Source organism: Selenihalanaerobacter shriftii (genome assembly GCF_900167185.1).
In the GTDB taxonomy this organism is placed as follows: Bacteria; Bacillota; Halanaerobiia; order Halobacteroidales; family Acetohalobiaceae; genus Selenihalanaerobacter; species Selenihalanaerobacter shriftii.
Map to the genome: position 1 here is coordinate 37,487 of NZ_FUWM01000020.1, position 23,303 is coordinate 60,789.

Annotated in this window: 19 protein-coding genes and 1 tRNA gene; 16 read left to right on the top strand and 4 right to left on the bottom strand. The window is 31.5% G+C overall.

Annotation, left to right across the window (positions count from 1 at the left end):
* Positions 1–78: 78 nt before the first annotated feature.
* Complete coding sequence (locus tag B5D41_RS10975; protein WP_078810702.1) at positions 79–1,734, top strand: hypothetical protein; 1,656 nt, start codon at positions 79–81, stop codon at positions 1,732–1,734.
* 521 nt (positions 1,735–2,255) lie between these two features.
* Positions 2,256–3,830, top strand: a complete 1,575-nt coding sequence (locus tag B5D41_RS10980; RefSeq protein ID WP_078810703.1) for a methylenetetrahydrofolate reductase C-terminal domain-containing protein — start codon at positions 2,256–2,258, stop codon at positions 3,828–3,830.
* A gap of 81 nt (positions 3,831–3,911) precedes the next feature.
* Here the strand turns inward: B5D41_RS10980 and B5D41_RS10985 are convergent, their stop codons facing one another.
* Both B5D41_RS10985 and B5D41_RS10990 read right to left on the bottom strand, forming a co-directional pair.
* Complete coding sequence (locus B5D41_RS10985; RefSeq protein WP_078810704.1) at positions 3,912–4,418, bottom strand: cytochrome c3 family protein; 507 nt, start codon at positions 4,416–4,418, stop codon at positions 3,912–3,914.
* A gap of 115 nt (positions 4,419–4,533) precedes the next feature.
* Positions 4,534–5,424: a hypothetical protein gene (locus B5D41_RS10990; protein ID WP_078810705.1), complete on the bottom strand. Its 891-nt coding sequence runs from the start codon at positions 5,422–5,424 to the stop codon at positions 4,534–4,536.
* A gap of 218 nt (positions 5,425–5,642) precedes the next feature.
* Here B5D41_RS10990 and nadD point away from each other — a divergent pair, with 218 nt between their 5' ends.
* The 14 genes from nadD (at position 5,643) to B5D41_RS13995 (ending at position 22,335) form a co-directional block, all read left to right on the top strand.
* The gene (nadD, locus tag B5D41_RS10995; RefSeq protein WP_078810706.1) at positions 5,643–6,269 is read left to right on the top strand and encodes a nicotinate-nucleotide adenylyltransferase; all 627 of its coding nucleotides are present in this window, start codon (positions 5,643–5,645) and stop codon (positions 6,267–6,269) included.
* Between the two features lie 96 nt (positions 6,270–6,365).
* Positions 6,366–6,935, top strand: a complete 570-nt coding sequence (yqeK, locus tag B5D41_RS11000; RefSeq protein WP_234983941.1) for a bis(5'-nucleosyl)-tetraphosphatase (symmetrical) YqeK — start codon at positions 6,366–6,368, stop codon at positions 6,933–6,935.
* A 2-nt stretch (positions 6,936–6,937) separates the two neighbouring features.
* The gene (locus tag B5D41_RS11005) at positions 6,938–8,185 is read left to right on the top strand and encodes an LCP family protein (protein WP_159442945.1); all 1,248 of its coding nucleotides are present in this window, start codon (positions 6,938–6,940) and stop codon (positions 8,183–8,185) included.
* Between the two features lie 116 nt (positions 8,186–8,301).
* Entirely contained in the window at positions 8,302–8,655 is a 354-nt protein-coding gene (gene rsfS / locus B5D41_RS11010; RefSeq protein WP_078810708.1) for a ribosome silencing factor, read from the top strand.
* Between the two features lie 73 nt (positions 8,656–8,728).
* Positions 8,729–8,804: transfer RNA gene (locus B5D41_RS11015), tRNA-Ala, on the top strand.
* Positions 8,805–8,915: 111 nt separating this feature from the next.
* On the top strand, positions 8,916–11,399 hold the full coding sequence (gene leuS / locus B5D41_RS11020; protein WP_078810709.1) for a leucine--tRNA ligase: 2,484 nt from the start codon (positions 8,916–8,918) through the stop codon (positions 11,397–11,399).
* A gap of 182 nt (positions 11,400–11,581) precedes the next feature.
* Entirely contained in the window at positions 11,582–12,232 is a 651-nt protein-coding gene (locus tag B5D41_RS11025) for a ComEA family DNA-binding protein (RefSeq protein WP_078810710.1), read from the top strand.
* Positions 12,232–14,565, top strand: coding sequence for a DNA internalization-related competence protein ComEC/Rec2 (locus B5D41_RS11030; protein ID WP_078810711.1), 2,334 nt, complete (start codon positions 12,232–12,234; stop codon positions 14,563–14,565). The genes B5D41_RS11025 and B5D41_RS11030 overlap by 1 nt, the downstream gene beginning before the upstream one ends.
* A 356-nt stretch (positions 14,566–14,921) precedes the next feature.
* Positions 14,922–16,541, top strand: coding sequence for a methyl-accepting chemotaxis protein (locus tag B5D41_RS11035; protein ID WP_078810712.1), 1,620 nt, complete (start codon positions 14,922–14,924; stop codon positions 16,539–16,541).
* A 375-nt stretch (positions 16,542–16,916) separates the two neighbouring features.
* Positions 16,917–18,380, top strand: coding sequence for an alkaline phosphatase (locus tag B5D41_RS11040; protein WP_078810713.1), 1,464 nt, complete (start codon positions 16,917–16,919; stop codon positions 18,378–18,380).
* Positions 18,381–18,496: 116 nt separating this feature from the next.
* The gene (locus B5D41_RS11045; protein WP_078810714.1) at positions 18,497–19,630 is read left to right on the top strand and encodes a YibE/F family protein; all 1,134 of its coding nucleotides are present in this window, start codon (positions 18,497–18,499) and stop codon (positions 19,628–19,630) included.
* Positions 19,631–19,867: 237 nt separating this feature from the next.
* Complete coding sequence (locus tag B5D41_RS11050; RefSeq protein WP_078810715.1) at positions 19,868–20,110, top strand: FeoA family protein; 243 nt, start codon at positions 19,868–19,870, stop codon at positions 20,108–20,110.
* Between the two features lie 37 nt (positions 20,111–20,147).
* Positions 20,148–20,951, top strand: coding sequence for a FeoB small GTPase domain-containing protein (locus B5D41_RS13990; protein ID WP_143555704.1), 804 nt, complete (start codon positions 20,148–20,150; stop codon positions 20,949–20,951).
* A 19-nt stretch (positions 20,952–20,970) separates the two neighbouring features.
* Positions 20,971–22,335, top strand: coding sequence for a nucleoside recognition domain-containing protein (locus B5D41_RS13995; protein WP_143555706.1), 1,365 nt, complete (start codon positions 20,971–20,973; stop codon positions 22,333–22,335).
* A gap of 13 nt (positions 22,336–22,348) precedes the next feature.
* On the opposite strand, the gene mntR is transcribed toward B5D41_RS13995, so the two are convergent.
* Together mntR and B5D41_RS11065 are read right to left on the bottom strand one after the other, a co-directional pair.
* Positions 22,349–22,804 carry a transcriptional regulator MntR gene (gene mntR, locus B5D41_RS11060; RefSeq protein ID WP_078810716.1) on the bottom strand — a complete coding sequence of 152 codons (456 nt, stop codon included), beginning with the start codon at positions 22,802–22,804 and terminating at the stop codon, positions 22,349–22,351.
* Between the two features lie 284 nt (positions 22,805–23,088).
* Positions 23,089–23,303 (bottom strand): alpha/beta-type small acid-soluble spore protein (locus B5D41_RS11065; protein WP_078810717.1); only part of this gene is annotated, 215 nt, incomplete at its 5' end.

Sequence of the window (23,303 nt, forward strand, 5' to 3'; positions counted from 1 at the left end):
ATCGCTAAGAATAGATTAGAAAGAGACGGGTTAGCACAGCTCCCTCAGGAAGCATATTCTACTCATGCAGTGTATCAAATGACAACTCCTCTTGGCCAAGTGAGTGAGGATACTACGGTTGGAACTGCATTCAGTTATGCTGGATTTGATTTTAATCTTGCTCATACTCAGGATAACTATGATGCTAGTTCAAGTGAAACACTAGGAAATCCATTTGATGATGAAAACACTCCGGTAGAAAATGTTGATGGACAGTATAATAATCAAGAAAGAAGAAGCTTAGACAGAGATGTCAATGAATTAAATATCCATAAGACTGTCGGCAATAGATTTGATTTTACCGTACACTTAAAAGATACTAGTGGAAATGGTTCCTTCTCTACAAACGGTTATATCAAATCAGAAATTGGGTCTCATGGAGCATATGATAGTTCAACAGTTGATGAAGCGAACATAGATTATGATGTAGATGGAGATGGGACTATTCAATCAGATGAAGAAGGGATAGACTATGATGTAGATGGTGATGGTAACATTACAGACTCTGTAGACTTTATAGGAAATGATATTGATGGAGATGGAACCATTCAAGATGATGAGAAGTTCTTCCAGCAAGCAAAGAGTGCTTACGGTTCTACTAACTCTGATAGTTTTGTTGGAAGTATTGATGCCACTTATTTGATTAACAATGACACTTATCTACATAGTGGTTACAAGAAGGTAGAAAATGAAAACACAATGAATGTTTATGCTTTTGGAGATGATGGTAATCCTTGGCAGAGTGCGAGGTTTGAATTGGATGAAAATGGTAATACAGTTGCCATTTTAGATGAAACTAATCCTCAATCGTTAACAACTTATAACTTCCATAACTATAAGGATAAGTATTATGTTAATGGAGAACATTACTTCAATGATAACTTAAAGATGGATTTAGGTTATCTATATAATGAGGAAGAAGATGCAGGACCACATGGACCAGGAGTAATAGAAGAAGATGGTTATCAGTTAGGGTTCCTTTATAATCCACTTGAAACAGTTACATTTAATGTAGATTATGAAAATATTAGTGATAAAGATTCTGAGGCTACAGAAGAAGATGTAGATGTAAATGTTAGTTGGGATGCTACTGATTATTTAACTTTATCTGGTAAATATAAAAAAGAAACAAAAGAGGATATTGGTGGTGCTTACCTAGGAGGCTGGGCAGCAGATGTTGGTTTATCTACAAGACATCTTGAAGCTAAAAAAGAAAATGAATCACAGACTTTAAGTGTTGCTTATCAACCATTAGCTAATTTAAGCTTAGATTTCTCTTATGGTAACAATACTTATGAGACAGAGAATCAATTTATAGATTATGAAGATCCAGATGGTTATGATCCTCTTCCTGCAGAGAAAGAATTAGTTGAATATACTACAACAATGGAGAATGATATGTATAATGTAAACTTAAATTACCAAGCTAATGACCTATTTAATATTGGTTTACGTGGTAATTATGTAGATGGAACAGAAACATTCTCTACTACAGATGAAGAGTTTGATAATATGTATAGTGACTTTGGTCTTAAGTTAACTCATGCTCTTCCATCTTATGAAAATGTAAATGTAGTGCTAGATGCACGTCGTGTAGAGTACGACGAAGAAGAAAGCACTATAGGAGCATACGGTACAGATGCTAACGATTATGATGCTGACGTTATTACTTTAGGTTTAGAGGGCAGTTTCTAAGAACTACCTTCTAAGTAATCCCTTATTCATGAGAGATCCTCGAACCCCTCGAGGGTCTCTTTTCATTTTATATTTATATTATATCCTTAAAGTATGATAAAGTTATGAAGAGAATTTGAAATAAATGTGAACTCTTTATTATTTGAAAAATCCCTTTTATCTTGCCATACTATATCATAAATTGTCATAATTTTTAGAAATAAGCATAGTGTAAATGTACTATTTTATTTCAGTAGTAAGAAATAGGGATTTTTGTATAAAAAAAGATAATAAAAAAAGGAAATACCAGCACAGCTATAGAATAAGAATATAATAAATAAGGAATTATTTTCTTGTAATCAATCGTGATTGAAATAATATAATAATTTTCAAAAAATTCTAATACATTTTAATATTCATTAATATACTTTAGTAATATGTTAAATATGGAAAAATTAATAAGTGTCCATAACTGCATAATAAATAAATTTTGCAGTTTTATATAAATTAATTAATAAATTTAAAAGGGGAGATTATTAATCATGGGACAGAATACGCTTAAGGAGTCTATGCTAAAGAAGGATGAATTTACTGTAACCTGGGAGTTAGTGCCTGGGAGAGGTGCTAGAGAAGAGAATCAAGAATTCATATTTGATGGTGCAAAACAAGCAGCAGAAAGTGACAAGATCGATGGGATAACTATCACTGATAATCCTGGTGGTAATCCAGCTATTTCAGCTGAGTATTTGGGGATGAAAGCAGAAGAGATAGGAATTCCTGCTTTAGTTCACTTTACTTGTAAGGATAAGAACCGTAACCAAATGGAGAGTTTCTTATACTCTTTAGAAAGAGAAAATGTTAATAATATTTTGGTTATGACTGGTGACTATCCAGTAGGTGGATATGATGGTCGTTCAAGACCTGTTTATGATATGGATCCTACTCAAGTTTTAGAGATGGTTACGGATTTAAACAGTGGATTAGAGTATAAGGATGCTTTTGGTAGAAGTGTTGGTTTAAAAGATACGGATTTTTTCCCAGGAGCAGCAGTTTCACCATTTAAAAAGCTAGAATCTGAGCAAATGGTTCAATACTATAAGTTGAAGAAAAAGGTAGAAGCTGGAGCTAAATTTATTATTCCTCAGTTAGGCTATGATGCTCGTAAATTTCATGAATTAATTCAGTTTATTGAAATGAATAATTGGGATATTCCAGTGATCGGTAATGTTTATGTATTATCTTATGGTGCTAGTAGAGCTATGAATGCTAATCGAATTCCTGGCTGTGTTGTAACTGATAAGATGGTAGATAAATTAGCCGAAGAAAAAGAAGCTGATGATAAAGGTAAGCATGCTCGTTTAATGAGAGCAGCTAAAATGTATGCTTTCATGAAGGGAATGGGTTATGCTGGAGTTCATTTAGGTGGACATGGTATGGGCTATGAAGATGTAGAATTCATTATTGATAAAGGTGAGGAGTTAGCACCTAATTGGAAAGATTACATTCATGAGTTTGATTTCCCAATGGAAGATGGATTCTATTATTTCCAGAAGGATTCAGAAACTGGATTAAATACTGATAAGCCAGCTAGCAAAGATTATAGACCAAAGAATGATTTGCATAATAGAACATTTAGGGTTATGCATCATGCAATGTTTGAACCAGATGGATTTTTATTTAAACCTATGCAGTTAGTATGTAGTGCAATTGACGATTCATCTTTAGAAAAACCATTTGAATTCATGGAAAGAGTTATTAAGACTGTTTCTAATGATTGTCAAGAATGTGGAGATTGTGCATTATTTGATTTAGCTTATTTATGTCCAATGTCACAATGTCCTAAGAATCAAAGAAATGGTGCCTGTGGAGGTAGTAGAGACGGATATTGTGAGGTATATCCTAATGAGAAGGAATGTATATATGTACGGGCTTATGATAGATTAAAGCCATATGGTGAGGAAGAACAGCTAAAAGAATATCAGATACCACCAGTTAATTGGGATCTGCACCGTACTGCTTCTTGGCTTAACTTCTATATGGGTCGTGACCATTCAGGTAAGAGAATGGGTATTACTCCTCCAGGTAGTGAGAAGAGCGGTAAGAGTAAGAAAGCATAAGCTATATATTTAGTATATTATTAGATAAGGCCCCTATCAATTTAAATTGATAGGGGCCTTAATATGTTAGGATTAGTATTTTTATTCTTCATACTTATGACATCTAATACAGATTTTTGCTGTCTTATCTTCAAGTTTAATGTGTTGTTTAGGGTCACCAAGATTATGACATTTAGCACAGAATTCAGTAGCTAAAGTTTCTTCAGGAGTATTACCTGGTACGTGACATTCTATACATAGTTGAGCATTTTTAGTTTCTGAACTGATTTGATGAGTTGGGTTTGGCCCTGCATGTAAGCGGTGACACTGTTCACAGTCTTTAGTTTTCCAGTCGAGTTCTACTTGGTGAGCAGGGTCAGGGCCAGTTTTATGGGCAGGTCCAAATTGATGACATTGATTACAAAACCCTCCTTCATTGGTATCCATTTCTTCAGGAACTTTGTGACAATCAGCACATTTAGTAGCAGCCATATCTTCATTAAATTCTGGATGGGATTTTGGAATCATTGGTGTTCCTTGAGCTAATACGGTAGAACCAATAAAACAGATAACAGTTAGTAAACTTAGAATCAAAATTTTCTTTTGCAAATACGACACCCCCTTATATTAGATTTTATTTATAAGAATATATTAAATAGTTATGAATAAATTTATAATTTATTCATACTTGTTTAATTAATAAATTGAAAAACCGGAGATATCATTAATCTCCGGTAGAGTGATTTTGAGTATTACAGGTTTTAAGTTTATTAACCTTTGCCTCTAAATGACTATTGACCACAATTCGTCTAATAAAAGGATGTTTTTCCCAAGGGATTGCCTTACCTAAAGTGAGATAAATAGCATAGGCTTGTTTAGCTTGATCTCGAAGAGGATATTCATTAATGAATTTATTTAATTGATCAATAATTTTTTCTTTTATAGAAGGTGTTAATAATTCTTCTTTAAGAAATTTGTAAGCAAATTCATTAAATGACCTAAGTTGTAATTGTGATTTTATAGGGGTTAATTGATTTGGAGAAAAATAGAGTTCTTTAAAATAAGCTAGGTCAGCTAGTACTTCTGAATCTTTTAAATAAGTCGTAATATTTTCAACTATTTCTTCACTATCAAATTCACTTTCAGCTGTTTCTAATTTACGTTTTGCATAGGCGTCAAATTTAGCTATTTTATAAATACCATTTTTAATTACTCCTTTAACTGCTCGTGGTAAATCTTCATCCCAAAGTAGTTCTTCTATTAATCTTCTTAATTTACTTCTGATTCTTTTTACAAAATTACATAAATCTTGATATTGGTCAAAGTTTTCTAAAGCAGTCTTATAAGGCTCTTCTAAGTAGTTCATATAACTAATAATTTGCAAATAAGTTTTATCAATAATTAATCTTAAAATATTTTCAATCTTTTCTATTTTTAATTCGTTTCTTTGTGGATAATAATAACTAAAGAATAAATAATTTAATGTTTCTTTTGGCTTCTTTTTGAGTAATTGTTCAAATTTTAAGAGGTGAAAATTGTTCTCCTGTAATTCAGACAGGGGCTGATTATATAATGAATCAAATATAGAAAAATTAAACTGGTTTTTTCTAGACATTTATATCACCTTCTACTCTATTTTTATGTTATTCTATCCATGGTGGTGACTAATTACTCTTAATTATGTTGAAAATACTTTGTTAAAGTAGCAAATAAGGATTATAATAACATAATTTAACTAATGATTGCCTTATGTTTGAAAAATACTTGAGAGATAGAATAGATTGTTATATTATAATAAATATAGATAATAATTGTTTATAGGGGTTGAAGGATATGTTAGATGAATTATTAAAAGAAGATATAAAGAGTTTAGGGATCATGGGAGGTACCTTTGATCCAATCCATAATGGGCATTTAGTTACTGCACAGGCTGCAGCTTACCAATATGATTTGGATCAAGTAATCTTTGTACCTTCGGCTAATCCACCGCATAAAACTGAACAAAAGATTACGAATGCTGAAGATAGATATATTATGGTTATGTTAGCTACTATGAATAACCATAAATTTAATGTATCGCGGATAGAGTTAGAAAGAGAGGGCCCTTCATATACAATAGATACTGTACGAGTTTTTAAGGAATTACTTGGCGAGGTAGATATTTATTTTATTACAGGAGCCGATGCTATTTTAGAAATATTTACTTGGAAGAAAGCACATCAGATTTTAAAAGAATGCAAGTTTATTGCTGCTACTAGACCAGGATATTCTTTGTCTAAATTAAAGGATGGGATTTATGAAAAATATCGAAATCAAATTTTTCAGTTAGAAATCCCTGGACTAGCTATTTCATCTACTGATATTAGACAAAGAGTACAGAATAAAAGACCGATTAAATATCAATTACCCAGTGCAGTAGAAGCATATATTAAGAAAAGAAGATTATATCTAGACACTTAGTTATTAAATAGTGTCAGTGTTAGTTGTGAATGTGAGGTAGCAAGTTGTTATTATCTGATATTGACACTAATAACTGATTTAATAGGAGAGGTAGATATGATGTTAGAGAAAGAAATGCTTAAATTATTAAAGCAGATGATTTCAGAAGATAGATTAAATCATTCATTAGGAGTAAGAGATACGGCTATAGAATTAGCTAAAATATATGAGATTGATTTAAAAAAAGCAAGAATTGCTGGTTTATTACATGATTGTGCTAAAGGTTTATCCAACAATAACCTGTTGAAAAAAGCGGAGAAGTTTGGTATAGTGATTGATGGTGTGACTATTATAGTTCCACCCCTATTACATGGTCCAGTAGGAGCTGAATTCGCTAAGCGTAAATTTAAGATCAATGATGAAGAGATTTTAAATGCTATTCGAATTCATACTTTAGGTTCCGAAGAGATGACAAGTTTGGAAAAAATTATATTTTTGGCTGATTACATTGAACCTAATAGAAAATGTTCAGGTTTAGATAAACTACGTAAAATAGCTAGATCTAATCTGGATTTAGCAGTTAGAAAGGCATGTGATCGTACTTTAAAATTTCATTTAGATAATCACGATGTAATACATCCTCAGACATTAGCTACCCGTAACGCTTTTCTTAGAAAGGGTGGATGAAAATGAGTAAATATAATAGATTTGAAAAGCATCGGCTAAAAAGACAAAATAAGAAAGAAAAGCGATCTAAAAGAAAAAAGATATTTAAGATAGGGATATTAGTCATATTATTAGCGGCGGTAGTGAGTGTAGGGGTTTTTGTCGTGATGCAGAAAGGTCAAGTTAAGCCTAAAAAAGAATTGCTTATAGATCAAAAATTAAATTTGTTGGTGTCAGGGGTAGATGCCTTGCAGAAAGGCGCTAATCGTTCTGATTTTATAGCTGTTGTTAGTCTTGACTTGGAAAGTGGTAATATAGGAGTTCTTTCTTTACCTAGAGATACTAGAGTCAAAATTCCTGGGGAAGAAGGTTATCATAAATTGAATTCGGCTTATGCATATGGTGGTATAGAATTATTAAAGGAGACTGTAAAGAATAACTTCAAGGTTCCTATTGATTATTATATAAATACTGATTTTATAGGGTTTAAAGATATAATTAATACTTTAGGTGGAGTAGAGGTAGATGTGGAGAAAGATTTGAAGTATATTGATCAAGCTGGAGGTTTATATATAGATATTCCTGCTGGTAAACAGGTTCTAAATGGTCAAGAGGCTTTGGAATATATTAGATTTAGACATGATAAGCTAGGAGATATAGGTAGAATTCAGAGACAACAAAAATTCTTAAAGGCAGTAGTGGATAAGGTTTCAACTCCTAAGATTATATTAAAGTTACCAAAATTATCAAAACATTTATTTGATAATATTGAAACAGACGTACCATTAACAAAAGGTTTTAAATTAGCTACTAATTTAGCTGGTATGTTTAAAAATATGAATAAAGATAAGATAAAGATGAAAACTTTACCAGGAGAACCGAGATATATTGATGGGATTAGTTATTGGGTTCCTAACCGTTGGAAGAGTGAAGCAGTAATAGCTAAATTGATTAGGAGTAAAGAGTATTTAGCTAATTCTAAATTGAAGATAGTAGTATTAAACGGTAGTGGTCAAAAAGGAGTTGCAAATCAGATAGGAGATATCTTATCTCAGTCTGGTTATAAAGTTGTTAAAATAGGAAATGCCAATGGTTTTAATTATTCTCGGACACAAATATTATTTAGACCTGAATTTGAATCAGAGGCCAAAAGCTTAGCAGATTATTTAGATGGAAAGGCTATTACTTGGGAGAATATTAATTCTAATCTAGATGCTCAAAATAAAGTCGATATTAAAATTATTTTAGGGAAAAACCTTAATGGTAGCTAGGCTAATCTTGATTTTTTAAAGGATTTTCTTTCTCAATAACGAATACTTTATATGGATAATGGGAAATTTTATTAAATATAGAACCTATTACAGAAGGAAAGTAGGAGGCTAAATGAATGGAAATTAATGGTGAAGAACTTGCACGATTAATTACTAAAGCTGCTGATGATAAAAAGGCTTTAGATATTAATATTTTAGATTTAAGAGGTATATCAATTTTAGCAGATTATTTTGTAATCTGCAGTGGAAAGACTGAGATTCAAGTTAAGGCTATAGCAAGAGCTATTACAGGTGAAGTAGAAGAAGAATTAGATATAGAATTAAAAAGAAAAGAAGGTATGGACCAAGCTAAGTGGGTATTATTAGATTATGCTGACGTTATTGTTCATATCTTTCAGCAAGAAGAACGTGAATTTTATGAATTAGAAAGGTTATGGGGCGATGCTAAAGAGGTAACCTGGGAGAGTTAAATTAAAAACTACTTGACATCATAAAATTAATAATTTATAATAGTAGTTGTTAGCTAAGAGTAGTTAGTCTTTTGGGGATATAGCTCAGTTGGGAGAGCGCTTGTCTGGCAGACAAGAGGTCGGGGGTTCAAATCCCCCTATCTCCACCAGATTATTTCTACCAAAATAAGAGCATAGGAATCCTCGTCCCTAGCAATGAAGAATCGTTGTTAGTGATGAGGATTTTTTAATATTTAATAAATAAATGAGGAGGAAAGTAGATGCAGGATAGATATGATTTTCAGTCTATTGAAGAGGAATGGCAGCAGTATTGGGATGATGAAGATATATTTAAGAGTGAAGCAGATTTAGATAAACCAAAGTATTATACATTAGAGATGTTTCCTTATCCATCTGGGAACTTACATATGGGGCATGTTAGAGTTTATTCAATTGGAGATGTAATTGCTCGCTTCAAGCAAATGCAGGGTTATAATGTTTTACATCCTATGGGATGGGATGCTTTTGGGTTGCCTGCTGAAAATGCAGCTATTCAGAGAGATATTCATCCTAATAGTTGGACTTGGGATAATATTGCTAATATGAAGAAGCAGCTAGAGAGATTAGGTATTAGTTATGATTGGGAACGTGAAGTAGCAACTTGTCATCCTAATTATTATAAGTGGACTCAATGGTTATTCTTACAATTATATAATGAAGAATTAGCTTATAAACAAGAATCTACGGTTAATTGGTGTCCAGGTTGTGAAACTGTATTAGCTAATGAACAAGTAGTTAATGGAGGCTGTGAACGGTGTGATTCTGAAGTTATAGATAAAGATTTAGCTCAATGGTTCTTTAAGATTACTGATTATGCAGATGAATTATTAGCAGAGCATGAATTATTAAAAGATTGGCCTGAAAGAGTCAAGATTATGCAGAGAAATTGGATAGGTAAAAGTGAAGGGGTTGAAATTAAGTTTCCTATAGATGATATAGATGAAGAATTAAGAGTCTTTACTACTCGTCCTGATACAGTTTATGGAGCTACATATATGGTTTTAGCACCTGAACATCCATTAGTAACAGACTTGATAGCTGGTAAGGAAGAAGAAGAGGACGTAAAGGAATTTATAGCTGAAATGGCCAATAAAGATGAAGAAGAGCGAACTTCTACGGAGTCAGAAAAGCGGGGAGTCTTTACTGGTGCGTATGCTATTAATCCTATGACTGAAGAAAAAATTCCAATTTTAGTTGCTAATTATGTTTTAATGGGTTATGGGACTGGAGCTATTATGGCAGTACCAGCTCATGATCAACGTGACTTTGATTTTGCTAAAAAGTATGATTTAGATATAAAAGTAGTTGTTAAACCAGAAGATGAAGAGTTCAGTGGAGATACTATAGATGAAGCCTATACTGAAGATGGAGTCTTAGCTAATTCAGATATGTTGAACGGTTTAGATGTGGATTCTGCTTTCGATAAGATAGCAGATTATATGGAGGATAATGATATTGGTAATAGGAATATTAATTATCGTTTAAGAGATTGGTTAGTTTCCAGGCAGCGTTATTGGGGAACTCCTATTCCAATTATTTATTGTGATGAGTGTGGAGTAGTTCCAGTGCCTGAAGCAGAATTACCAGTAGAATTACCGACAGATGCAGATTTCACAGGTCAAGGAGAATCACCATTAGCCCAAGTAGATGATTTTGTAAATACTACTTGTCCAGAGTGTGGAGGTGCTGCTAGACGAGAAACAGACACAATGGATACTTTTGTTGATTCCTCATGGTACTTCTTAAGATATACTGATCCTAATAATGATGAAAAGATATTTGATTCTAAAAAAGCTAATTATTGGATGAATGTTGATCAGTATATTGGTGGAATAGAACATGCTATTTTACATCTATTATATGCTCGTTTCTTTATGAAATTTATTAATGATTTAGGACTTACTGATGTTAAGGAGCCATTTGAAAGGTTATTAGCTCAAGGAATGGTTTTAAAGGATGGATCAAAGATGTCTAAATCAAAAGGGAACGTGGTTGATCCAGTAGAGATCATTAATGAGTATGGTGCAGATACAGCTAGATTATTTATTCTATTTGCAGCTCCTCCAGAAAGAGATTTAGAATGGAGCGATGAAGGAGTAGAAGGTGCATCTAGATTCTTAAGGCGTATTTGGAGATTAACTGCTGAGTATATTGATCAGGTTAAAGATCTTGATTTAGATAACATTCAATTTCCTAATTTAAGTAAATTAGAAAAAGAATTGAATCGAGAGATTCATCAAGGGATTAAGAAGGTTACTGAGGACTTAGATGAAAGAAAGAACTTTAATACAGCAATTAGTGCAATTATGGAATTAGTAAATGCAGTTTATTCTTATATAGATCAAGTTGAAGAAGAAAATATTAAATTATTAGGATCAGCTGTTAAGTCAATAGTATTACTATTGGCACCATTTGCACCACATATGACTGAAGAAATCTGGTCTAAGTTAGGTTATACTGGAAGTATTCATAAGCAAGAATGGCCGGAATATGATGAAGAGGCTTTAAAGAAAGATGAAATTACAATTGTAGTGCAGGTCAACGGTAAAGTAAGAGATAGAGTAGAGGTTGCAGCTGATATTACAGAAGATGAATTAAAAGAAGTAGTATTATCTCAAGATAAGATTCAGGATTACTTAGAAGATAAAGAGTTAATTAAGACAATAGTTGTACCGAAGAACTTAGTTAATTTAGTGATAAAATAATTTTAATTATAAATAATTAAGGATATTAAATGAGGACTCTCTGTTTCTAGAGAGTCCTCATTTGCATTTTTCTCCATTTATTGGCAATAGAATGCAGGAGTTTAGTTATGATTAATCTAAATAAATTATTAAAGATTAATTTGTAATAAGAATTATAATTGTTAGTTAAATGGAGGGAGATTATGTTTAAATTTACTAAAAAAGAAGAGATAATCTTATTAGTAGTTATAATAACTTTAATAATTGGTAGTAGTTTATTAATAGTAAAACATGTAATGAATAGTGATTCTGAAGCAAAATTGACAGTAAATAAAGAGAATGTACAGTCAAATCTTAATCAATTAGATAATCAGGATAAGCAAGAACAAGAAGAACATAAAAATAACGGGGATAAGATTTTAGTGCAGATAGGAGGAGCTGCAAAAAAGCCTGGTGTTTATAAGTTAAGAGAAGGAAGTCGAATTTTTCAGTTATTGGAGAAAGCAGAAGGACCTACTTCGGAAGCTGATTTAGATAATATTAATTTAGCTAAGGAAATGATTGATGGTGAAAAAATTATTATTCCTTCTGAATCTATGGAAGAATCTAAGGAGAATCATGAAGAAATTAAAGATAGAAGTAGCATACAGGATAACCAAAGTAATAAGATTAATTTGAATACAGCTTCTAAGAAGGAATTACAAAAGCTATATAGGGTAGGGCCAGTATTATCAGAGAAGATTATTCAATATAGGAATCAGCATGGAGGCTTTGATAAAATAGATGAAATAAAGAAAGTGTCAGGTATTGGAGACAGTACTTATCTAAGAAATAAAGATAGGTTAGCTATCTAATGAAAAGAGTCGAAGAAATTAAGACACCTTTTATAATAATATTATTATCTTTAATTATAGGAATCATTGTTGGAATTAAAATTGATTTATCTCTCTCAATTTTATTAATCATATTAGTAATTTTAGCAGTAAGTATAATTATATTGTGGTATTATGAGGTGAACCTAACTAAGGTGCTAATTCTAGTCTTTATTCTGTTAATAGGAGTAACTCAAGTGCAAATTCTTCAATACCAATATCATGCTCCAAGTTCAATAACTAATTATGTAGAAAAGGAAGTATATATCAAAGGTATTATAACTAGTGCTCAAGCTTCAACTGAAGGACAGGAGTATATTATAAAGCCTTGGAAGATTATTAAAGAACAAAGTAGTGTTAAAATCAATTATGGTCAAGTTTTAATTAAGAAGAAAGAAGCAAATCAAGAATATAATTATGGTGATGTTATTAGGATAAGAGGAAGGTTAAGCTTACCTCCTGATAATAGGAATCCAGGATTTTTTTCTTATCGTGATTATTTAAAAAGAAAAGAAATTTATGCTTGGTTGGAAACTTCAAATATAAACCAAATAAAGTTATTAGATAACAGAGGTAATCGAGTTATTAAATTAGCTTTACAAATCAAATCCAAAGCTGAAAATATTATAGATAAAACTATGCAAGAACCATATAATTTCTTATTAAGAGGTTTTTTATTAGGAGAAAGTGATTTAATTCCAGAAGATATTATAACTAGCTTTAAGAAATTAGGCTTTAATCATTTGTTGATTATTTCTGGTTTTCATATTGGTTTATTGGTATTAATATTAAATAGCATTGGTATGGGACTTAAGGTTCAAACGTGGTTAATTGATATGAGCAGTATTCTATTAATATTTGGTTATATAATTATCACCCAGGGACAAGCTTCAGTAGTAAGAGCAGGATTAGTAGTAATTCTTTATATTATAGGTAGAAGATATAACCGAAGTGTAAATGTATCCAATATATTATCTTTAGTAGCTTTAATTATGTTAATTATTAATCCGTATTATCTATTACAACCAGGATTTCAACTATCATTTGTAATCGTTTATAGCATTATTTATCTAACACCAGTTTTAAGCCATCATTTATCTTTTTTACCTAATATTTTAACTAATATTATATCGGCTTCCATAGCAGCGCAATTAGGCGCTTTTCCTTTATTAATTTATTATTTCAATCAAGCATCTTTAGTACCGATATTAGGAAATATATTAATTATGCCTTTAGTTAGTTTAATTCTATTCTTTGGATTTATATCATTGTTGTTAGGAAGTTTACATTTGATTTTTGCTCAATTATTAAATAATATTAGTTTATTATTGTCTATTCTATTATTAAAAATAATGGACTTTTTAAAATTATTTGCGTTCTTTAAGGTTAAGTTGCCTAGTCCTTCTTATTTATTAATAGGAGTTTATTATTTTCTGTTGTATCAATTTGAAGAGGCTTTTTCTTTTAAAGTAATCCCATATTTAAATCGTAAAAAAGAACGATTAATTATTTCGCTAGCTGTTATTTTATTGGTTTGTTTAGGTTTTAGTTTAAGTATAAATTTTAATGATAATTTAGAAGCTAATTTTATAGATGTAGGGCAGGGCGATGCTGCATTTTTAAGACTACCAACAGGAGATAAAGTTTTAGTCGATGGAGGAGAAGATAAAGATAAATTAGCTGATTTCTTATATAAAAATGGTATTTTGAATTTAGAATATATAATAATTACACATTTTCATAAAGACCATATCCAGGGCTTACTTAGAGTATTAAAAGAATTCAATGTGAAGCAAGTCTTTATCCCTACACCAATTAGGAGAAATAAATTAATTCAAAAGGTATTTCGGATTTTTAAAGAGAATGAAATCAATTATCGGATAGTTAAACGAGATAGCACCTTGCAATTGCAAGAAACTGTTTTGAATTTTTATCATTATCCGAGGAGTATTAATAATCCTAATAATAATTCTTTGGTAGTAAGAGTAGATTATGATGATTTTGAACTATTATTTACAGGTGATATTGAAAGAGAGGTGGAAGAATATTTAACTTATAATGGCTTTGAATTAAATAGTGAAGTTTTAAAAGTGGCACATCATGGTAGTAATACTTCTAGTAGTAATAATTTTTTAGATAGTGTTAACCCTTCTACTGCTATTATCTCAGTTGGCAGGTGGAATGATTATAATCTGCCTAATCATCAAGTAATAAATCGATTACAGACTCTAGGAGCTAAAGTATTTGAGACTAAGAAGGTAGGGGCAGTAATAATTAAGAGTAATGGTCAAGAATATTGGATAGAGGATTGGTAAGAAAAAATTACTATAAATAAGATATAATTACTATAAATAGAAGGATATTTGGGAGATCATGACTAATATTATGTATAAGTCAAATATTAATATAATTGAATAGATTTATATATCCCCGAAAAGGTACACTTATCGAAAGATGAGTTCACAAATTAAAATCCTGTTTCCTTTCAATTTAAAAGGGGAGAGGTTTTTTGTTTTTTGGTTTGATTAGAAAATGGACTTTAAAATGTAGGGGAGGCGATATAATTACTGTAATTTTCAGAAAATAATGAATATTTACTGAAAAAGGTATATTAAATTATTCAATAATCTTATTAATTTATAAATAAATTATCATTAAAGGAGAGAAAATTATGAGTTTATTTAAAAAAATAGATTTTAAGAATGTTAGTATTAGGTTTAAATTATTAGTAGCGTTTATGGTTTTGATTATATTACCAACTATTATATTAGGATATTTTAGTTATCAAAATGCTAAAAAAGAATTAACGAATTTAGGAAAAGATAAATTGCAAAGAATAGTCAAAGATGCGACATTATTGACTGATGCATTAAATAAGCAAGTTCAAGCAGGGGAAATATCATTAGATGAGGCTAAAGAGGAAGCTAAGTTCAAATTAATTGGCCCTAAAACGAATAAAAAGGGAGTTAGAGAGATTAAAAATACAGTTGGTGAGTCAGGGTATATATATGCCACTAATAGTGAAGGAATATTTACTTTACATCCTAGATTAGAAGGTTCTAGTTTTATTAAGGATGGTACTAATACAGGTAAGATTGGGAAGGAAGTAGTAAAAAGGAAAGAAGGATTTTATAAATATGCTTGGAAGAATCCAGGTGAAAAAGAATTTAGAGATAAGATTATTGCTATGGAATATTATAAACCTTGGGATTGGATCATTTGTGCTGGAGCTTATGAAGAGGATTTTTATCAGCCGGCTAATAAGATTAAGTATACAGTATATTTAATCTTAGCTATTAGTATCATTGTTGGTGGTATAGTAGCTAGTTTTTTAACTAAGCGATTGACTGACCCTATAGAAAAACTAGTAATAATGATGAAAGAAGCTGGTAAGGGAGATTTAACTAATAGAGTGGAGATTAATACTAGAGATGAATTAGAAACTTTAGGAAATGAATTTAATTCAATGTTAGATAAGGTTACAGATATAATTAGAAAAATTCATGATAATTCTGAAGAAACTACTTCTTTCAGCCAACAAATTTTAGGATTAGTTGGTGAAACTAATAGTAATATTCAAGAGACTTCAGCGACTATGGAAGAGATGTCAGCTGGTATTCAACAGATTGGTGCTAATGCTGAACAGGTTGGTGATTTTTCTCAAAAAGCAGCAAAGAATACTCAAAATGGAAATGAGGTAATTCAAAATACAATTGCTAAAATGAATTCAATTAGTGATAAAGTAGAGGATATATCTAATACAATTAATAAGCTAAATAATAAATCTGAACAGATAGGTGAAATTACTGAAATGATTACTGATATAGCTGATCAGACTAATCTATTAGCTTTAAATGCAAATATAGAGGCAGCTAGAGCGGGCGAGCATGGTCGCGGTTTTGCAGTAGTAGCTGAAGAAATTAGAGGATTAGCTGAAGAATCAGCTAAAGCCGCTGATAGAATATCTAGTTTAATTGATCAAACTCAAGAAGAGTCTCACAATGCTTTGGAATCAGTTAATGTGGGTACAAAAGAGACAACAGCTGGGGTAGAAATGATAGATGAAGCAGGAGAATCATTTAAGAACATAACTGTGGCTATTGAAGAAGTTACTCAACAGATCCAAGAGGTTAGTGGAGCTATTCAACAGATGGCAAGTAGTAGTGATGAAGTAGTACATGCCACCCAGGAGATAAGTCAATCTAGTGAAAAGATTGGTCGTTCCACAGAGGAATTAGCTAAGATGGCAGAAGAGTTAGAAATTGTAGCAAATCAGTTTGAAATAAAATAAGGATAATATCAATTTGCATTTTTATAAATTCAAAAAGCCATGTCAAAAACATGGCTTTTTGAGATTGTTGTTATAATAGTTTGACACTTTTATAGAGATAGTATATAATCAAATTGAAACGTCAGTAAAAGTGTCAAAATCAATTACTTAATGAATATATGGTGTCAAAGGGGCTTCTAAATATTTTTTTCTTTAATGTGGTTAGACGTCTAACTATTCAAAGTATATCCTTTTTTATAAATTTCTACTTAATCAGCTGATATATGGTAGAGGAATTAAAAATTGTAGGGGGTGATGTCACAGTAATATTGGGGAGGATTATAGTGATGTCTAAGGTATAAAGTCAGTATACTTAATTTTATAAGGAGGAGTAAAATGTTTAAAAAAATGTCAACTACTAAAAAAGCTTTAATCGTACTTGTAGCTTTAGTTGTATTTGCTGTTGGACTTACTGGTATAGTAAGTGCTATGTCTTCAGGTCCCGTAGAAAAAGGAGATACTAAGAAAGATGTAGTTACTAAAAAACCTAAATATGTTTTCCTATTTATTGGTGATGGAATGGCTTCTTCCCAAAGACAATTAGGAGAATATCTTTTAAGAGCAAAAACAGGTAATCCAGAGAAGGATTTAACTATGAATAAATTTCCAGTAGCAGGTATGAATACGACTTATGCAGCTAACACTCTAGTAACAGACTCCGCTGCTGCTGCAACTGCATTAGCAACTGGATATAAGACAGATAAAGGAATGATTGGTCAATTACCAAATGGTGACGCAGTTAAAACTTTAATTGAAGTAGCTAGAGATAAAGGCTTAGCAACTGGTGTAATCTCTAATATGAGATTAACTCATGCAACTCCGGCTTCCTTTATGGCTCATAATGAAAGCAGATATAATCCGAACCAAATTGCTGAAGACATTGCAGAAAGTAATATTGATTTTCTAGCTGGTGGAGGATATAGACACTTTGTTCCAAAGGATAGTGAATTAGGTTCTAAAAGAAAAGATAATAAGAACTTAGTTAAAGCATTTGCAGACAAAGGTTATAAAACTTTTGTTAATGACCCAAAAGGCTTTAGAAATTATGAACCACAGTCTGGAGATAAAGTATTCGCTCCTTTAACTTACAGTCATTTCCCTTATGAATTAGATAGAGATGCTAAAAAGACACCAAGTTTAGCAGAGGTCACTCGTAAAGGAATTGATACTTTAGCTAAACATGAAAATGGATTTGCTATGATGGTAGAGGGTGGTCGAATAGACTATGCAGGTCACGCTAATGGTCCCGCTACTGTGGCAACTGATATATTAGCTTTTGATGAAGCAGTTGCAGAAGCTTATGAATTCTATTTAAAGCATCCTAATGAAACATTAATTGTAGTAACTGGTGACCACGAAACAGGTGGGCTTGGATTAGGATTTAAGAATAATTACTTTTTAAATATAGATGCTCTTTTACCAATTAAAGCATCTATAGATTCAATTAATTATGATGGAAATAGAGAAAAGACTTTTGCTTATATTAAGAATGAATTTGGTTTAACTGATTTAACTGCTGAAGAAAGAGCTAAGATTGAAAAAGGAATGGACTTAGATGACGCAGGTAAGAAACCTGTTGATCATATGCCAAGCTTTATGAGTCCGGTTAATGCAGCAGTTGCTGAAATTGTATCAGCACGAGCTAATTTATTCTGGACAACTTATGCTCACTCTGGTACTACAGTACCATTAACAGCGATTGGAGTAGGTGCTGAAAGCTTTGGTGGCTATAAGGATAATACTGAAGTAGCTCGAACAATGGCTGAAGTAATGAATATTGAATTAACTTCAGAAAAGTAAGATAAAATAGTAATAGGTATAAAAGAGATAGTCGGGATTATTCCCGGCTATTTCTTTAATAGAGCAATAATATCATAGAGTAATAATATCTTTGGTTAAATTATGAGGTGAATTTAATGAAAAAGTCTAAATTAAGAACAATTATAATTATCATAGTTTTATTAGTATTTGGATTATTATTTTTTAATAAATTTATAGGAGAAACTCCAGATAAGGCAGAGATAAAGGCTGTAGCACTTAAGGTAGATAATAGTGAAGTAATAAATTCTGGAATCACGAGTATAGGTTATCAGTCAATTAAAGTAAGAGTTTTAAAAGGGAAATATGAAGGAGAAAAATTTACAGCAGTTAATCAGTTTACTGGTAAAGCAGAGATAGATAATTATTTTAAAGAAGGAGACAAATTATTAGTTGCCATTAAAGAAAAAGGAAACCAAGTTACTGCAGTTAAAGTTATAGATCTTTATCGACAAGGATGGGAATTATCATTATTTCTTATTTTTGTTATAGTTTTATTAATATATGCACGGATTGTAGGTGTAATGGCTTTATTCTCTTTTGTAACTAGTATCTATATAATTTGGAATCTTTTAATTCCGGGTTTATTGGCAGGATATAATCCATTATTATTAGCCAGTTTTACTTTAATAATTTTAACGGCTCTTATTATCTTTTCAATCGCTGGTTTGACGAAAAAAGGATTAGCAGCTTTTACAGGAACGGTGACGGGATTATTAATTACAATTATAATTACCCTCTTTTTTGGTAATAAATTAGGATTACAAGGGATGACAGCTCCTTTTTCCCAAGCTTTGCTATTTAGTGGACACATGGATTTAAATATGAAGCATATATTCTTTGCTTCAATAGTAATTGGAGCTTCTGGAGCAGCCATGGATATTGCTATGGATATTGCTGCTTCTATAGCTGAAATTAAAGCTCAAAAGCCTGAAATAGAGATGAGGGAATTGATTGAATCTGGGTTTAATGTAGGACGAGCAGTAATTGGAACTATGACGACTACTTTACTATTAGCATATTCAGGTGGATATTTAACTTTATTAATGTTATTTAGTAGTAAAAGTACTAGCTTGTCTCGAATGATTAATTTTAAAATGGTAGCAGCAGAAATTCTTAGAACTTTGACCGGTAGTATAGGGTTAGTTTTAGTAGCACCGATTACAGCTGTTTTAGCAGGTTGGATATATTCTATTAATTTTAAAGAAGTTATTGGTTGGAAAAAAGATTAAGTAATTAGTTATTTAGTTTAATAATTTTAAATAATTATGTAAGGTATGATAGAGTATATCCTAATTAGGGTATGCTTTTTTTACTTTAGATAGGAAATTATTATCTACTCACATTTTCTGCGTAATTCACATAATATGTAATAGCTTATATGTGTTAGCCTCGGTTAACATACTTAACTTCAGTTAAGTTGTATAAAGCAAATGTAATGTGTGGAAAGGTTGAAAGGAGGGAGAATTGTGCAATTAACAAATTTGCCAATAGGTAAAACGGCTAGAATAATTCAACTTAACGCAAAAGAGATTAAAAGAAGAAGGTTTTTAGATTTAGGTTTAGTACCAGGAACCGTGGTTGTTGCTAAACGGAGAAGTCCATCAGGTGATCCTACAGCATTTTTGATTAGAGGGACTACGATAGCTTTAAGAAAAGAAGAGACTGATTTAATTATTGTTCAAGAAATGGGTCAAAAGAAAATTATATAATTTTTATTTAACATATAAAAGAAAGGAGTTGAAATAGATGGGATTAACATCTAATTCTAGTGGACTTAATTTATTAAGAGAATCATTTAATATTGATTCCGAAAAAGCTAATGCAGTTATTGCTTTAGCTGGTAATCCAAATACTGGAAAGAGCACAATTTTTAATAACTTAACTGGTTTAAAGCAACATACGGGTAATTGGCCAGGTAAGACAGTAACTCAAGCACGAGGTTATTATACTCATCAAGGCGATGAGTATACTTTAGTAGATCTTCCAGGAACCTATTCTTTATTGGCTAATTCAAGTGAAGAACAGGTTGCTAGAGATTTTATTTGCTTTGCTAAACCAGATGCTACTATTGTAGTTGTTGATGCGACAAATTTAGAACGAAATCTTAACTTAGTCTTACAGGTTGCTGAATTAACAGATAATATTATTCTGTGTTTGAATTTAATGGATGAAGCAAATCGCAAGAAGATAAAAATTGATATTGAAGGTTTAGAAAAAGATTTACAGATGCCAGTTATTCCTACCGTTGCTCGTGATGGGATAGGTTTAGATGACTTAAAAGATGTAATTACTGATATTGTTACAGAAAAGATTAAAGTGGAACCTACTATAATTCAGTATTCTCCAAAATTAGAAGCAGCTATTTCTCAGATTGAACCTGATTTAGAATATATATTGCAAGGTCGCATGAATGCCCGCTGGTTAGCATTACGATTATTAGAAGGAGATAAAACTATTCTTGAATCAATGGAAGCATATTATTCAGAAGAAATTATAAAAGATATTAATGCTAAGTTAGAAGGTGAGGTGAAAGCAAGTGGAGTCCTATGATGTAGGACAATTAAAACTAATGATAGAAAAAGTAAATTATCTATTTGATAAGAGAGAGCAAGAAGATTTAAGAGATCAAATAGTTAAGGATATATACATTAATGCAGAAAAAATAGCAGAGAGTAATGTTAAGAAAGATCAAAAAGAAGGATTAAATTTAGAAGAGAGAATAGATAATATTCTAACTTCAAAGTGGTTAGGTTTTCCAGTCATGTTATTGGTATTAGGAGTCGTTTTTTGGTTAACTTTAGTAGGAGCTAACTATCCATCACAAATATTAGCTACTGGGCTTTTTTGGTTAGAAGATCGTTTAAATGATTTATTTATAGGAGTGGGAGCTCCAAATTGGTTGCGTGGTGTTTTGGTGATGGGAGTATATAGGACTATGGCTTGGGTAATAGCAGTTATGTTACCACCAATGGCTATCTTCTTTCCACTATTTACTTTAATGGAAGATTTAGGTTATCTACCCCGAGTGGCTTTTAACTTAGATAATTTTTTTAAAAAAGCCGGAGCCCATGGAAAACAGGCATTAACTATGAGTATGGGACTTGGCTGTAATGCAGCAGGTATTGTTGCAGCTAGAATTATAGAATCTCCTCGGGAAAAGTTCATAGCCATTTTGACTAATAATTTTGTTCCCTGTAATGGTCGTTTCCCAACATTGATTATTCTAGCTAGCATTTTTATGGGAAGTTTTGCAGGAAGTTTCTATAGTTCTTTGATAGCAGCTGCAGTGGTAGTCGGATTAGTATTAGTTGGAATTGTCACGACATTAATAGTTTCCTGGGGCCTCTCTAAAACTTTACTTAAAGGAGTGCCATCCTCATTTTCATTAGAGCTGCCACCTTATAGGAAACCTCAGTTAGGTAGAATTTTAGTCAGATCATTTTTAGATAGAACGCTCTTTGTTTTATGGAGAGCAGTAGTAGTTGCTGCACCAGCCGGAGGAATTGTCTGGATTTTAGCTAATATTCATATTGGTGGAGTAGATATCATTACACATTTGGCTAATTTAGTTGATCCCTTTGCAGTATTGTTAGGGTTAGATGGTTTTATCTTAATGGCGTTTATATTGGGCTTGCCGGCTAATGAAATTGTCTTACCAATTTTAATTATGAGCTATCTTTCAACAGGAGTAATGATTGAGCCAGAAAGTGCAGAAAGCTTAAGAAATATTTTAGTTTCTAATGGTTGGACTTGGGTAACAGCTTTATCAGCAATGTTATTTTCATTACTACATTTTCCATGTGGTACTACTTTATTAACTATTAGAAAAGAAACTGGTAGCATCAAATGGAGTGGGATTGCTTTGGTAATTACTACAGTAATAGCAGTAATAGTTACATTTGCATTTAACCAATTAGTACATTTATTATTATAATTATTATTCAGTTTTACTTTAGATCATCTTGGAAGTCATTCTGAGATGATCTTTCTATTTTAAATTCATCTTGAAAATCGAGTAACTCCTGTTGATATTTTGGATTTTCTTTAAAAAACTCAACTAAGCTGGTAATAGCTTCTACAGTTTTTTGAGATAAATAATGTTCCATAGCTTCTGCTTCTTTTTCCTTATTACAATCACTGCCGATTACTAATAAGAATTCTCTTAATAATTTATTTCTTGTTACTAAAAAATTGCCTATCTTTTTTCCTTTCTCTGTTAGTGTAATATTCTTATATCGTTGGTACTCTAAATAATCTCTCTTACCTAATTTTTGTACAGCTTTAGTTACTGATGGGAGTGATACATTTAATTTTTCAGCTATATCAGTTATGCGGACATAACCTTGTTGATCTAAAAAGCGATAAATCTCTTCTAAATAATCTTCTAAGCTAGGTGAAAGCATACTCTTTTTCTCCTAATTATATTTTGGTTTATGATATATTATGTGGTTATAATTGAAAATAGAAGTAGAGGTTGTAATAATATATATATAAATTTTGTTGATAGGCATCTGTGCGGGATAGATATCAAGTGGTTAACCACTTGATATCTATCGTGTACGAAAGTTTGGAATTGAAGGTATGTATGTAGAATTAAGTTTATTTTAATGAGCGGATATTCATTATCCGCTCATTAATTTGTTTGATTCATATTTGTATATCATGATTCATTAATAGTTTTCAGCTGTTATTGCTGAGGTTCAAAACTGCCGACTTTATTGCTTAAGTTAATGTTAGCAGCATCTTGTGAAGCTTGAGGAGCATTGATATTAGAGCCATTAGACATTTGGTTTTCAGCATATTCAACCATTTTCTTAACCATTTGTCCACCAACGGCACCACACTCACGAGAAGTCATATTCCCCCAATAACCAGACTTATACTCATCACTAACATTAAGCT